Origin of the sequence: Paracoccus sp. SM22M-07 (assembly GCF_001887735.1) — a bacterium.
Classification (GTDB): domain Bacteria; phylum Pseudomonadota; class Alphaproteobacteria; order Rhodobacterales; family Rhodobacteraceae; genus Paracoccus.
On sequence record NZ_JPKW01000004.1, the window covers coordinates 271,315 to 285,721 of the forward strand.

Genomic DNA, 14,407 nt, shown 5'->3' on the forward strand with positions numbered 1-14,407 from the left:
AACCCGGCAAGGGATGAAATTGGGGCTTTTCATTCGCCCCCGCATGGCGTTCCTTGCCCGCCAGGAGGCGTGATGGTGCTTTATCTGGGACTGGATGGCGGCGGGACAGGCTGTCGGGCGGCAATCTGCGATCACGCCGGTCAGCTGCTGGGCCGTGGCGAAGGCGGGCCGGCCAACATCAATTCGGACCCGCAGGGGGCGACGGTCAGCATCCTGGCGGCCGCCACCGCCGCGATGGTGCAGGCCGGGGCGACCCCCGCCGATCTGGTGGCGGTGCTGGGTGTCGCGGGGGGCGGGCTTGCCCGGCCCGCGGCCCTGATGCGCGACAGCCTGCCCTTTGCCCGCACGCTGGTCGTCAACGATGCCGTCACCGCCGCGCGGGGCGCCCTGGGCACGGCCGACGGCATCCTGGTGGCGGTCGGCACGGGGTCTGTCCTGGCCGTGCAGCGGGGGGGCGATCTGCGCCAATATGGCGGGCGCGGCTTTCTGATGGGCGACGAGGGCAGCGGCGCCGTCCTTGGCCGGACCCTCTTGGCGCAGGCCATGCGCGCGGGCGACGGCTTTGCCCCCGACAGCCCGCTGCTGGCGGCAATCCGCGACGAATTTGGCGGCCATGAGGGCATCATCGCCTTCGGCACCACCGCCAGCCCCGCCGATTTCGCGACCCTGGCCCCGCGGCTGATCGCCACCCAGGACCCCGAGGGGCGGCGCATCCGCGATCAGGCCGTGGCCCAGATTTCGGATGCCATCCGCGTCCTGCAGCAGGGGCGGAACCTGCCCGTGGTCTGCCTGGGCGGGCTTGGCCCCTTCTATGCCGGACAGCTGGCACGGGATTGGGATGTGCGCCCGGCCCTGGGGTCCTCGGTCGACGGGGCGCTGGCGATGGCGCGGGACCTGGGGGGCGTGGCGTGACCCGCGTCCTGGCCCCCGACCTGCTGTTCGACGGCACCCGCCTGCACCAAGACATGACCGTCACGGTCCAAGGCGACAGGATCACCGCCGTCACCCGCGACCGCCCGGCAGGGGCCGAAGCCATCGACGGCATCCTGGCCCCCGGCTTTGTCGATCTGCAGGTGAATGGCGGCGGCGGGCTGATGGTGGGCGCGGACACGGATGCGGCCGCCCTGGCCCATATCTGCGCCGCTCATCGCGGGCTTGGCTGCGCGGGCATCCTGCCCACGCTGATCACCGACCGCCCCGAGGTGACGGCCCGCGTCATCGACGCCACCATCCAGGCCCTGCGCGCCGGAACGCCAGGCCTGCTGGGCCTGCATCTTGAGGGTCCGCATCTGGACCCGCGCCGCGCCGGGGCCCATGACCTGACGCTGATCCGCCCCCTGCGGGACGACGACTTGACCCTGCTTTGCGCCGCCGCCCGCGACCTGCCGGTGCTGATGGTGACCCTGGCCCCCGAGGCCGCAACCCCAGACCAGATCACGCAGTTGGCGGATGCAGGCGCGCTGGTCAGCCTGGGCCACAGCGATTGCAGCCTGGAAACCGCCCGCGCAGCCTTCGCCGCCGGCGCGCGTGTGGCCACGCATCTGTTCAATGCCATGAGCCAGATGGCCCACCGCGCCCCCGGTCTGGTCGGCGCCGTGCTGTCGGGCGATGCCCAGGCGGGATTGATCGCGGATGGCATTCATGTCGATCCGGCGGCGCTGGCCGTGGCCCTGCGCGCGCGCGGATCGGGGCTGTTCCTGGTCAGCGATTGCATGGCCGTGGCGGGCAGCGACATGGACCGCTTTGACCTGCACGGGCGCAGGATCCTGCGCCGCGACGGACGCCTGACCCTGCCCGACGGCACGCTGGCAGGGGCCGATCTGCGGCTGGACCGTGCGATGCGAACCGTGGTGGCGGCAGGGGCCGACCCCGCGCGGGCGCTGGCCATGACGACCGGCATTCCTGCCGCGCTGATCGGCGCGGATGACCGTTTCGGGCATGTCGCGGCGGGACGCAGGGCGGATCTGATCGTGCTGGACCACGACCTGACCCTGCGCGGCCCCTTGGCGGTTTAGGCGTCGCGGGCGATGATCTCCTCGACCTCTGGGGCCGGGACAAAGCGCCAGTTGCGGCGCGGTCCCGCCATGACGTTCAGGTAATAGAGCTCGAACCCATAGGGTGCGCCGCAGGGGTGGTGGCCGCGCGGGACCAGCACCACGTCGCCATCCTTGACCGCCATCACCTCGTCCAGGGAACCGTCATCGGTATAGACGCGCTGCACGGCCCAGCCCTGGGCGGGGTTCAGGCGGTGGTAATAGGTTTCTTCCAGATAGGTGATGCGCGGAAAGTCGTCCTCGTCATGGCGGTGGCTGGGATAGGACGACCAATGGCCGGCGGGGGTAAAGACCTCGGTCACCAGCAGGCTGTCGCAGCAATCCTCGGCCTCCATGGCGATGTTGTTGATGTGGCGGGTGTTGGTGCCCTTGCCGCGTTCGGTCAGCGCGATGCCGTCGGGGCCGATGCGGCGGGCGGGATGGCCGCCGCGACCGGGGGCGGCGCAGACGGCGATGACGCAATCGGTTTCGGCCTTCGCGGCCCAGTCCTGCGCGTTCGGCACATAGAGACAATGCGGCGGCGTCTTTTCAAAGACGTCCATCCGGTCGCCCAGCACGCCCCAGTCCTGGCCGGCGGCGGTGAAGGCGGCCTTGCCCTCGACCATGACCAGGATCACCTCGGTCGCGCCGGTCGCCTCGGCGGCGCTTTCCCCCGCCCGCAAACGATAGAGCGAGAACCCCACATGCCGCCATCCGGCATCCTGGGCGGTGATCTGGTGCACCTTGCCATGCTGCCCCAAGGGCTTGCGAAGAAGATGGGTCATGGTCGGCTCCTGCTTGTCGGATCGTGAAGGGATGCGGGCGGGAATGCCCCGCCCGCACATCGTCAGGCGGTCACGCCCTGGTCCAGCCCGGCCTCGACGGCGGCGGCCTTCAGCGCGGCCAGCCCCATCGACTGGTAATGCAGCGGATCGCGGATGGCGCTGTCCTGTTCGGCCTCGATCACCAGCCAGCCGGAATAGCCCGCCCTGGCCGCGATCTGCAGGACGGCGGGGAAATCGACGCAGCCTTCGACGTCGCCCGGCACGGTGAAGGCCCCGCGGCGCACGCCCTCGATAAAGGACAGCCCGTCGTTGCGGACCTGCGCCATGATGTCGGCGCGGACGTTCTTGCAATGGATATGGCCGACGCGGTCCATGTATTTCGCCGCGACCGCCGCGGGGTCGGCGCCTGCAAAGGTCAGGTGGCCGGTATCCAGCAGCAGATGCAGGTCGGGTCCGGCGGCGGCCATGAAGCGGTCGACGTCATCCTCGCTTTCCACGCAGGTGCCCATATGGTGGTGATAGCAGGCGCGCACGCCCTGCCCCGCCGCATGGGTGGCCAGGGCGTTCAGCCCCGCCATCAGACGGTCCCATTCCTCATCCGACAGGATGGGGCGGTCGTTCACCGCGACCTGATCGTTGCCATGCACCGCGTTCGAGCATTCGCACAGGATCACCACGTCGCTGCCCGCGCCCTTGGTCATGGCGATATGCACATCCAGCGCCGCCTCTTCCGTGTCCAGCGTCGCGCCGGCGGCCAGGATGTTGGTCGAATGCCAGCCGCCCACGAAACGCAGCCCGTATTCGCCAAGAGTGGTCTTCAGCGCACCGCCTTCATTGGGCATCTTGTGGCCCTTTTCGATGCCGTCAAAGCCGATCGTGCGGCAATCGGACAGGCAATCGTCCAGCGACAGATGGGCGCCGATGCTGTGATCGTCGTCATTCGACCAGGCGATGGGGTTGGTGCCGTAAAGGATCATGGTCTTGTCCGTTCAGTTGCGCGTGGCCTGACGGCCCGCCTGTTCAAGATAGCGTTCGTGGGCGCGGCGCAGCGCATCGGTATCGCCCACCTGGGGGACGGCGACGTCCCACCAATGGCCCGCATTGCCGAAACCGGGGCCTTGGGCGGCGGTCGTGTCGATGACGATGACGGTGGGGATGTCGCGCCCGCGCGCCGCTTCGATCTGCGCCTGCAGGTCGGCGATGTCGCTGGCCTTGACGGCATGCGCCCCCATGGCCCCGGCATGGGCGACGAAGTCGATCTGCGGCTGCGCCTCGATCCGACTGTCGACATACATGTTGTTGAAGGGCGCGCCGCCGCACCCCTGCTGCAGGCGGTTGATGCAGCCATAGCCGCGATTGTCGGTCAGGATGACGGTGAAGGGAATGCGCCGCATCACCGCCGTGGCCAATTCGCTGTTGGCCATCATGTAGCTGCCGTCGCCCACGAAACACAGCACCTCACGCTCGGGTCGGGCCAGCTTCAGGCCCATCGCGCCAGCCAGTTCATAGCCCATGCATGAAAAGCCGTATTCCATGTGATAGCCGCCCTGGCTGGGCTGCCACAGCAGCTTCAGCGCGCCGGGCATGGTGCCGGCCGCGCACATGGCGATGCTGGCAGGCGTCGCGGCCCGCTGCACCGCGCCGATCACCTGCGCATCGGTCGGCAGGCCATCGCCCGTGGGCGCGGCACAATGCGCGTCCACCGCCGCCAGCCAGGCCGCGCGGCTGTCGGTATCGGCACCTGCCGCGCGGTGATCGCCAAGCGCCGTGCCCAGCTGTTCCAGCGCCACCCGGGCATCGGCGACCATCGTGACCGCGCCGTGCTTGGCCGCGTCATAGGGTTGCACGTTGATGCCGACCAGGCGCCCGTTGGCGAACAGCGTCCGCGACCCGGTGGTGAAATCCTGCAACCGCGTGCCGATGCCGATCACCAGATCGGCCTGGCCCGCCGCGGCATTCGCCGCCGCCGACCCATCGACCCCCGCCGCGCCGAAATTCATCGGGTGGTCCTGCGCCAGCGCCGATTTTCCGGCCTGCGTCTCGATCACCGGGATGTTGTGGCGAGTGGCGAAATCGGCCAGCGTCGCTTCGGCACCCGAATAGATGACGCCACCGCCCGCCACGATCACCGGCGCCTTGGCCGCGCGGATCAGGTCGGCCACCTGCGCCAGTTCCTGCCCATCGGGGGCGGGGCGGCGAATGCGCCAGACGCGCGGTTCAAAAAACGCCTGCGGCCAGTCGAACGCCTCGGCCTGCACGTCCTGACAGAAGGCCAGACAGACCGGCCCGCAATCGGCAGGATCGGTCATCACCCGCATCGCCCGCGGCAGCGCGCTGAGAAGATGTTCGGGCCGGGTGATGCGGTCGAAATAGCGCACCACCGGGCGGAAGCAGTCATTGGCGCTGACCGTGCCGTCGGTGAAATCCTCGACCTGCTGCAGGACGGGATCGGGGCGGCGGTTGGCAAAGACATCGCCGGGGATCAGCAGCAGCGGCAGGCGGTTCACATGCGCCACCGCCGCGGCGGTGACCATGTTCGTGGCCCCCGGCCCGATGGATGCGGTGATCGCCTGCGCCCGCCGGCGTCCGTGACCCTTGGCAAAGGCGATGGCGGCGTGGGCCATGGTCTGTTCGTTCTGGCCCCGCCAGGTCGGCAGCGCGTCGCCGATGCCGTGCAGCGCTTCGCCCAGGCCGGCCACGTTGCCATGGCCAAAGATCGCCCAGACCCCGTCGATGAAGCGTTCGCCGTCTTCGGTCATCTGCACCGACAGCCAGCGGACCATGGCCTGCGCGGCCGTCAGTCGGATCGTGCCCGTCATGCTGCCACCCGCGATGCGGCGCGCGCATCGTCCCAAATCCGGCACAGCCGGTCATAGCGTTGCGCCATCGTGGCCACCGCCTGCGCGTCGTCGATGCGTCCGGCCAGCCAGTCTCGGGCCACGCTGCCAAAGATGGTCCGGCCCACGGCAAACCCGCGCACCAGCTGGAAATTTGCGGCCGCCGCAAAGCTGGCGGCCAGCTGATCCTCGGGGGCATCAAGGCCCAGGACCACGATGCCGCGGGTGTCGCGGTCATGCGCCTCGATGGCGGCGATGGCTTTCGACCATGCCTCGGGGCTGGTCAACGGCTCCAGCTTCCACCAGTCGGGGAAGATCCCCGCGGCATAGAACTGGGTGATCAGCGTCGCGGTGGTGTCGTCATCGACCGGCCCGACCTTCGACGGGATGATCTCCAGCAGGAAATCCAGCCCGTTGCGGCGCGCGGCGGCATACAGCCGCGCCACCGTCGCCTCCTGTTCGGCGCGCAGGGTGGCGTCGTCGGTCGGGTGACAGAAGCACAGCACCTTGACCACGTTCTCGCGCGCCCATTCCTGCAGGGCGCCGCAATCGGGGCCCAGTTCCGGTTCCAGCGCCAGCGGGCGCGATCCGGGCCATTCGGCAGGCCTGCCGATCCACAGCCCCGTGCCCGATGCCGCATGCAGCGCGTCGCGCCCGATGCGGTTGTCGCAGAGGATGCCATAGCCCGCCTGCCCGTCCTGCACCTGCAGCGCGGCCCTCAGGCACAATTGCTTGAACGCACCGCCCTTGCTGGGGGTGTATCCGTCCATCTGTTCCAACTGGATGCGGTGGTCGAAGGCAAAGACCCGCATCGTCGACCAGTCGCCGCCCATGCGGCCCTGACGGTTCGTGGCCCAGTGGATCTGTTCCAGATCGGGGTCGTTGCGCAGATCGGGGCGCATCACGCCGCGATCCAAGAAGAAACGCAGTTCCTCAAGGCTGGGATAGGCGGGGGTGCAGCCGTGGCGGCTGACTGCGAAGGCGCCGCAGGCATTGGCGTATTCCAGCGCGCGCGGCCAGGCTTCGTCATCCATCCAGCCCTTCAGCAGGCCCGAAAAGAAGCCGTCGCCCGCGCCCAGCACGTTGAAGACCTCGATGGGGAAACCGGGGCCCGCCTGACCGGCATCAAGGCTGTCCGGGATCGCGCCTTCGAAGGCCACGGCACCCGCAGCCCCGCGCTTGCAGATCAGCGTGGCATCGCTGACGGCGCGGACCGCGCGCAGCGCCGCCAGCGTGTCGGTCGTGCCGCCGGCGATGTGGAATTCCTCCTCGGTGCCGACGATCAGGTCGAAGCGGTGCAGCGTCGCCTGCAGGCGCGCGGTGACGGCGGCGCTTTCGACAAAGCGGCTTTCGCCATCGCCATGCCCGGCCACGCCCCAGAGGTTCGGACGGTAATCGATGTCCAGCGCCGTGCGTGCGCCATGCTGGCGTGCCAGATCCAGCGCCTTGATGACCGCCGCTTCGGTCTGCGGATGCGACAGATGCGTGCCGGTCGCCAGCACGCAGCGGGCATCGGCGATCAGGTCTTCGTCGATATCGTCGGGCGACAAGGCCATGTCGGCGCAGTCCTGGCGATAGAAGATCAGCGGAAAGCTGTCCTGATCGCGGATGCCCAGGATCACCAGCGCGGTCAGCCGGTCGGGATCGGTCCCCACCCCGCGCACGTCGACGCCTTCGCGGATCAGCTGTTCGCGGATGAAGCGGCCCATATGTTCGTCGCCGACCTTGGTGATCACAGCCGAACGCAGCCCAAGCCGCGCCGTCCCGCAGGCGATGTTCGTCGGGCTGCCGCCGATATATTTGGCAAAGGACCCCATGTCCTCGAGACGGCCGCCGACCTGCTGACCGTAAAGATCAACCGAACTCCGACCGATCGTCACGACATCAATCGTCTTCATCCTTGAAACTCCTTCATCGTCACGGTGCGGCCATCCGAGGCCGCCATCGCGTGAATGACCCGTTCAATCTCCAGGCCCTGTGCGAAATCGGGCGTGGCGGGACCCTGGCCTTCGATGGCGCGCATCAGGTCGCGGCATTCGATGACCTTCTGTTCGTTGAACCCGAAATTATGGCCTGCGCCGGGGCAGAAGGCCGCGAAATCGGGCTGCTCGGGTCCGGTCAGATGCCGCACGAAACCCGGCTGGCCTGCCTGATGGACCCAAAGTTCGTTCATGTTTTCCTGGTCGAAGACCAGCGTGCCGTCGCCGCCGTGGACCTCCCACTGCAGGCGGCATTTCCGGCCACGCGCCACGCGCGAGGTGGCGAATGACCCCTGCGCCCCGCTGGCAAAGCGGATCAGGGCCAAGGCGCTGTCCTCATTCTCAACCGCACGCGGGCCTTGGGGCGAGGGACGCTGCGGGACGGCGATCTGGGTCATGGCCGTCACCTGATCGACCGGCCCCATCAGCGCGACCATCAGACTCACGAGGTGGCAGCCCAAATCGCCAAGCGCGCCCAGGCCGCCCCCCTCGTGAGTCATCCGCCACGACCAGGGGAGGAGCGGGTCGGCGGAATAGTCTTCGTCATAGACGCCGCGAAAGGCCAGCAGACGCCCGATCGCGCCCTTGGCGACCAGATCGCGCGCCGCCTGAAAGGCCGGGCTGCGCAGATAGTTGTAGCCCAGGAGCGTCACCTGCCCCGGATGGTCCGCCGCCAGATCGGCCATGGCCTGCGCATCGGCCAGCGTCAGCGCCATGGGCTTTTCCAGCCAGACATGCTTGCCGGCGCGCAGCGCGGCCTCGGCCATGGGGCGGTGAAGGCCGTTGGGGGTGGTGATGCTGACCACGTCCACCTGCGGGTCGGCGACGGCCTGGCGCCAGTCATCGGTGCCGCGGGCGAAACCGAATTGCGCGGCCATGGCCTCGGCACGATCGGGCATGTCGCACAGCACCTGCAGCCGGGGATGGGCGCCGCCAAAGACGGTGGCGACGTTGCGCCAGGCCATCGCGTGGCATTTGCCCATGAACCCGGTGCCGATCAGGGCCACGCCCAGGGGTCGTGCCTGCGTCATCAGATGGTGCCCCCCAGGCTGCCTTCCAGCGTCGCCAGCTCCTGCCCGCCGGCCATCATGTCCTGCAATTCGGCGGCGTCGATCTGACCCTTCTGGGCGGTGCCCAGGGTCTGACCGCGGTTCAGCACGGTGAAGCGGTCGCCCACGGCCAGCGCGTGGCGCACGTTGTGGCTGATGAAGACGACGCCCACGTCCTGCGCCCGCACCCGCGCGATGGTCGCCAGCACGTTCGAGGTCTGGCGCACGCCAAGCGCGCTGGTCGGTTCGTCCAGGATCAGCACCTTGGCCCCGAAATACACGGCCCGCGCGATGGCGACCGTCTGGCGTTCGCCGCCCGACAACGTGCCCACTGCCTGGTCGGGCGCGCGCAGGTTGATCCCCATCTTGCGCATCTCCTCCATGCAGATGCGGTTGGCGGCCTCCAGGTCGAAGCGCTTGACGAAACGGCCCTTGGTGGGTTCGCGCCCCATGAAGAAGTTGCGCGTCACGCTCATCAGCGGGATCATCGCAAGGTCCTGGAAGACGGTGGCGATGCCCGCCTCCATCGCGTCGCGGGGGCTGTCGAAGGACAGGGGCTTGCCCTCGAACAGGATCGTGCCCTCGGTCGGCTTGTGAACGCCCGACATGGTCTTGATGAAGGTCGACTTGCCCGCGCCATTGTCGCCCAGCAGGCAGTGGCATTCGCCGGGGCGCACATCGAAGTTCACGCCGTTCAGGGCGATGACATTGCCGAAATGCTTCTTGATGCCCTGCATCCGGATGATGGGATCGGTCATGTCAGCGTTCCCCCGTCACACGCTTGCGGATCGCGTTGTTGAAGACCACGGCCAGCAGAAGCATGCCGCCCAGGAAGACCTGGAACCAGTCCTGGTCAAAGCCGGTATAGGTCAGCCCGATGGTGACCATGCCGAAGATGATCGCCCCGAAGAAGGCCCCGATGGCCGACCCATAGCCGCCGGTCAGCAGGCAGCCACCGATGACGGCGGCAATGATCGCCTCGAATTCCTTCATGAAGCCGCGGCGGGCATCGGTCGACCCGGTGTCGATGACGGTGATGATGGCCACCAGCGCCGCCGCGCAGGCCGTCAGCATGAAAAGCGAGATCTTGACCTTGCGCACCGGCACGCCCGAATTGCTGGCGGCGTTCCTGTCGCCGCCGGTGGCAAATATCCAGTTGCCGGCAGGGGTGCGCAGCAGGACGAAGGTGGCGATGGCGGCCACGGCGATGAACCACAGGATCTCGACCGGGATGCCGGGGACCTTGGGCGTGCCCGAATTCAGCGCCTCGATCCAGCCATTGTCGGCCATCCACTGGAAGGCGCCCCCGAAGGCGTCGCCCGAAAAGAAAGGCGCCAGCCAGTCGCCCTCGACCGATTCGCGCACGCCGCGCAGCTGGGTCGAGCCGTTGGTGAAGATCTTCAGCCCGACCAGCGAAGCGCCGCGCAGGATGAACAGGAAGGCCAGCGTCACGATGAAGCTGGGCAGGCCGGTGCGCAGCACGATGGCGCCGTTGATGGCCCCCATCGCGGCGGCAAAGCCCATGGTCAGCGGAATGGCAAAAATCAGCGGCAGGCCCATATTGACGACCAGGACCCCGAAGATCATCCCGGCAAAGGCTACCATCGACCCGATCGACAGGTCGAATTCGCCGCCGATCATCAGCATCGCGGCCGCGATCCCCAGGATGCCCAGCTGGGCGGCGGGGGTCAGGAAGTTCATGATGCCCGAAAAGGTGAACATCGTCCCGCTGGCGGTGAACAGGAAGAAGATGGTGACAAGGATCACCCCGCCGATCGCCCCCAGTTCGGGCCGCTTCATCAGGCGCGTCGTGATGGATTCGGTCTTGATCCGCTCGTCCGCGGATGCGGTGGCGTTGGCCATGGGTTTCCTCCCCCCCTCTCGCTCTGTCGGAATGGGCGGGCGCGCGATGCGCCCGCCTGTTCGGCCGCCGGTCAGCGGATGCCCTGCGCGGACAGGTCGATCACCTGCGCGGCGCTGTCCTGCATCACCAGGTTCGGCCCCGAAGGCACGTCGCCGCCCGGCATCAGCCCGTATTCCGCGTTCAGCGCCAGGAAGGCGACCGGCAGATAGCCCTGCAGGTATTGCTGCTGGTCGATGGCAAAGGCGGCGTCGCCGTCGGCCACCGATTGCAGGAAGCCCGCCGACAGATCGAAGCTGGCGATCAGGACGTCGTCGCGACCAAGCGCCTTGACGGCGGCCACGGCCGGTTCGCCGACCAGGCTGGCGCCCAGGCCCAGGACGGTGTCGACCTCGGGGTCGCTGTCCAGGGCGGCGCGGATCTTGGACTGGACCTCGGTCGGGTCGTTCTGGGTCGGCACGACCGAAACCGGGTTGCCGAAGCCTTCCGCGAAACCGGCGCAGCGCTGGTCCAGCGAGACGTTGCCGACCTCCTGGTTGACGCAGATGCCCTTCTTGCCGCCCAACTCAGCCAGCTTTTCGCCCGCGGCCTTGCCCGCGTCGAATTCCGACTGACCGACATGCAGCAGCGCGCCCAGTTCCTTGGCGACGTCGGACCCGGAATTCATCGAGATGACGGGGATGCCCGCATCGACCGCGCGTTCGATCGAGGGCCCAAGCGCATCCGCGTCGGGGATCGACACGACCAGCCCGTCGGGTTCCTGGTTGACGGCGGCATCGATCAGCTGACCCATGGCGACCATGTCGAAGGTTTCGGGCGACCGGAAATCGACCGTCGCGCCGGTATGTTCGCCGGCCTTGGCCGCGCCGTTCTTGACGACCGACCAGAAGGGGTCGTTCGCCTGGCCATGGGCCACGACGATGATGTTCTGGGCCAGCGCCGGGGCGCCGAAGGCCATCAATGCGGCGACTGCCGCGGCGGTTCTGAATGTGGTCATGTCTTCCCTCCCAAGGTTGAAGTCATATATCCCCGGCCCCTCCTCGGGCCTGCGGGTTCGTCCGGCGCCTCTGCGGGCGCGCGGATCTCAGCTGCCCAAGGCGCGGATCGCCCGGACGGACCGGGCCAGCATATCCTCAAGCGTATCCTCAAAGCCCGGACCCTTGTTCGTGGTGAACGGATCGGGTCCGGGGGCGGCGGGTTCGACGATGATCGGCCCCGCGTAATCGATGGCGTCCAGCGCGCGGAACTGGGCGGCAAAGTCGATGTGACCATCCCCCACCGCGCCGCGATTGCTGTCGGCCAGATGATAGAGGCCGATGCGTCCGCCCCCCGACCGCAGGGCGGCGGCGGGATCGGCCTCCTCGATGTTCATGTGATAGGCGTCGGGCAACAGCGCCAGGTTCGCGGCACCGACCGCATCCAGCAGCGCCAACCCCTGGGCCACGCTGCGGACCTGATGGCTTTCATAGCGGTTCAGGATCTCGAAGCAGACATCCAGCCCGGCCCCATGGGCCAGCGCGCAGATCCGGCGCGTGCTGTCGGCCAGCAGGTCGTCTTCCTGGGCCTGATCGCTGAGCGGACGGATGCGCTGCACCAGCCCGTGGCAGCCGACGCGCGGCGCATCTCCAAGCGATCCGGCCCAATCGACCAGCCGGCGGTAATAATCCACCGCATCCTGGCGGATCGCCCCGTCGGGATGGCTGATATCGGCATCCCCCGGCGTGATCGAAAAGATCCGCAAGCCGTGATCGGACAGGATGCGCCCCGCCCGGACCGGATCGATCGACAGATCGCCATGGATCTCGACCCCGTCCAGACCCGCGCGGACGGCGCGTGCGGCGATGGCCGCGATGTCGTTCGTGCCGAAGATCCAGGTGCAGCATCCGATCTGTCGCATCGCGGTCATCCCAGCATGTCGGGGGTGATGGCGACCGTCTGGCCGGTCTGCATCGACCGGGTGGCGGCCTCGGCGCAGGCAAGGGCCGCGACACCTTCGCGCAGGGTCACGGGCATGGTCGTCCCGCCCTGCACGGCATCCACGAAGGCCGTCCATTCGTCCTGATAGGCCCGCATGTAGCGTTCCAGGAAGAAATGCACCGGCTTGGCGCTGACCGCCCCTGCGGTGGTGATCTTCTGGACGGTGTTTTCCAGCACGTTGGCGGCCGACAGCAGCCCATCCGAGCCCAGAACCTCGATCCGCTGGTCATAGCCGTATCCGGCGCGGCGCGAATTCTTGATGACCGCGATGCGCCCGTCGTCCCAGACCATGGTGACGGCGGCGGTATCGACATCGCCCGCCGCCCCGATTTCGGGATCGACCAGGGCCGCGCCGGTGGCGGTGACCTTGGCGGGGGCACCGCCGAAGATCCAGCAGGCCATGTCGAAATCATGGATCATCATGTCGCGGAACAGCCCGCCCGACACCTTGACATAGCTGACCGGCGGCGGGGCCGGATCGAACGAGGTGATGGACAGCAATTCGCCCTTGCCGATCTCTCCCTTGTCGAAGGCAGCCTTCAGCGCGGCGAAATTCGGATCGAAGCGGCGGTTGAAGCCGACCATGACCGGCTGGCCCGTGGCCTCGGCCTTGGCCAGGGTCGCCAGCGCCCGTTCCAGCGACAGATCGACCGGCTTTTCGCACAGGACCGCCTTGCCCGCGGCGGTGGCGCGTTCGATCAGGTCGGAATGCGTGTCGGTCGAGGTGGCGATCAGCACCGCATCGATCGAGGCGTCCGCGACGATCTCCTCGACGCTCATGGCGCGGGCGCCGATCTGGGCGGCCAGATCGCGGGCCGCGTCGGTGTTCACGTCGGCCACCGCGACCAGGTCGCAGGATTTCGTCATGACGATGGATGTCGCATGGACCCGACCGATTCGGCCCGCCCCCAGCAAGGCAACCCTAAGCATCCTGCACTCCTCCCTCGAATCGTCTGCAGAACCGTATGTGACGCAACGTTGCACAGCGTTGCACGCGCGTGCAACAATTATCTGCACGCGCGTGCAAGACACTTCCGGTCGGCTGATGCGCAAGATAGGATGCCCCCATGGCAGACCCCGAGGACAGCACCGATACCGTGACCGCCGACCACGTCGCCGCCGCGGCGGGGGTGTCGCGCTGGACCGTGGCCCGCGCCTTCAAGAAGGACGCCTCGATCTCGCGGCAAAGCCGCGAACGCGTGATCGCCGCGGCCGAGGCCCTGGGATATGCGCCCGACCTGATGGCATCGTCGCTGGCCTCGGACCGGTCGAACCTGATCGCGCTGATCACCAATGATTTCAACAACCCGCACAAGCTGGTGCTGCTGGAACGCCTGACGCGCATCCTGTGGTCGCGGGGCTGGGGGACGCTTCTGGTGCACATGTCCGACAGCGAGGATGCCTCGGCGGCGCTGCTGGCGGCCAGCCAGCGCCGCGTCGATGCGGCGGTCGTGATCGGCACCCGCTTCGACGACAAGATGCTGGAAACGGCGCTTGGGGCGCGGCGGCTGAAAAAGTTGGTGATCTTCGCCCGCTACAGCCAGAATCCGAACACGCTGACCATCGCCTGCGACGACGTGATCGCCATGCGCCAGATGGCCGATCACCTGCTGGAACGCGGCTATCGCAAGCCCGTCTTCCTGGCTGGTCCCGACACGCAATCGGCCAAGCTGCACCGCAAATCCACCTTCACCGAATACTGGCAGGACCGCACCGGGACGCATGTGCCTTCGATCAATGCCGCGGCCTATGATTTCGGCCCCGCCATCGACCGCGTGACCGCGCTGCTGCAGGACCGCACCGCGGCCGACCGCCCCGATGTCCTGGTCTGCGAAAACGACATCATCGCCATCGGCGCCATGGACGCGATCCGTTATCGGCTGGGG

The 14,407-nt window shown here is 68.0% G+C and carries 13 protein-coding genes; 3 read left to right on the forward strand and 10 right to left on the reverse strand.

Translation table 11 applies throughout. The features are described from left to right. Positions 1-72: 72 nt before the first annotated feature. Positions 73-912, forward strand: a complete 840-nt coding sequence (locus IE00_RS08270) for a BadF/BadG/BcrA/BcrD ATPase family protein (RefSeq protein WP_072296603.1) — start codon at positions 73-75, stop codon at positions 910-912. Then, positions 909-2,015, forward strand: a complete 1,107-nt coding sequence (gene nagA, locus IE00_RS08275) for an N-acetylglucosamine-6-phosphate deacetylase (protein ID WP_072296605.1) — start codon at positions 909-911, stop codon at positions 2,013-2,015. The genes IE00_RS08270 and nagA overlap by 4 nt, the downstream gene beginning before the upstream one ends. Here nagA and iolB read toward each other — a convergent pair. The 10 genes from iolB to iolG form a co-directional block, all read right to left on the reverse strand. After that, on the reverse strand, positions 2,012-2,818 hold the full coding sequence (gene iolB / locus IE00_RS08280) for a 5-deoxy-glucuronate isomerase (protein ID WP_072296607.1): 807 nt from the start codon (positions 2,816-2,818) through the stop codon (positions 2,012-2,014). The genes nagA and iolB overlap by 4 nt on opposite strands. A gap of 62 nt (positions 2,819-2,880) precedes the next feature. Then, on the reverse strand, positions 2,881-3,795 hold the full coding sequence (iolE, locus tag IE00_RS08285; protein ID WP_072296608.1) for a myo-inosose-2 dehydratase: 915 nt from the start codon (positions 3,793-3,795) through the stop codon (positions 2,881-2,883). A gap of 12 nt (positions 3,796-3,807) precedes the next feature. Continuing rightward, positions 3,808-5,637 carry a 3D-(3,5/4)-trihydroxycyclohexane-1,2-dione acylhydrolase (decyclizing) gene (gene iolD, locus IE00_RS08290; RefSeq protein ID WP_072296877.1) on the reverse strand — a complete coding sequence of 610 codons (1,830 nt, stop codon included), beginning with the start codon at positions 5,635-5,637 and terminating at the stop codon, positions 3,808-3,810. Further along, positions 5,634-7,553 carry a 5-dehydro-2-deoxygluconokinase gene (gene iolC / locus IE00_RS08295; RefSeq protein WP_072296609.1) on the reverse strand — a complete coding sequence of 640 codons (1,920 nt, stop codon included), beginning with the start codon at positions 7,551-7,553 and terminating at the stop codon, positions 5,634-5,636. The genes iolD and iolC overlap by 4 nt, the downstream gene beginning before the upstream one ends. Beyond that, positions 7,550-8,665, reverse strand: coding sequence for a Gfo/Idh/MocA family protein (locus IE00_RS08300; protein ID WP_072296610.1), 1,116 nt, complete (start codon positions 8,663-8,665; stop codon positions 7,550-7,552). Before IE00_RS08300 ends, iolC begins: the two co-directional genes overlap by 4 nt. Next, positions 8,665-9,441: an ATP-binding cassette domain-containing protein gene (locus IE00_RS08305; protein ID WP_072296611.1), complete on the reverse strand. Its 777-nt coding sequence runs from the start codon at positions 9,439-9,441 to the stop codon at positions 8,665-8,667. Before IE00_RS08305 ends, IE00_RS08300 begins: the two co-directional genes overlap by 1 nt. Position 9,442: 1 nt before the next feature. Next, complete coding sequence (locus tag IE00_RS08310) at positions 9,443-10,546, reverse strand: ABC transporter permease (RefSeq protein ID WP_072296613.1); 1,104 nt, start codon at positions 10,544-10,546, stop codon at positions 9,443-9,445. A gap of 71 nt (positions 10,547-10,617) precedes the next feature. Further along, on the reverse strand, positions 10,618-11,541 hold the full coding sequence (locus IE00_RS08315; RefSeq protein WP_072296614.1) for a sugar ABC transporter substrate-binding protein: 924 nt from the start codon (positions 11,539-11,541) through the stop codon (positions 10,618-10,620). Positions 11,542-11,628: 87 nt separating this feature from the next. Continuing rightward, positions 11,629-12,450: a sugar phosphate isomerase/epimerase gene (locus IE00_RS08320; RefSeq protein WP_205949660.1), complete on the reverse strand. Its 822-nt coding sequence runs from the start codon at positions 12,448-12,450 to the stop codon at positions 11,629-11,631. Further along, on the reverse strand, positions 12,447-13,451 hold the full coding sequence (gene iolG, locus IE00_RS08325) for an inositol 2-dehydrogenase (protein ID WP_072296615.1): 1,005 nt from the start codon (positions 13,449-13,451) through the stop codon (positions 12,447-12,449). The genes IE00_RS08320 and iolG overlap by 4 nt, the downstream gene beginning before the upstream one ends. Before the next feature lie 137 nt (positions 13,452-13,588). On the opposite strand from iolG, the gene IE00_RS08330 reads away from it, so the two are divergent. After that, the coding region (locus IE00_RS08330) for a LacI family DNA-binding transcriptional regulator (RefSeq protein ID WP_139291373.1) at positions 13,589-14,407 on the forward strand (819 nt) is incomplete at its 3' end.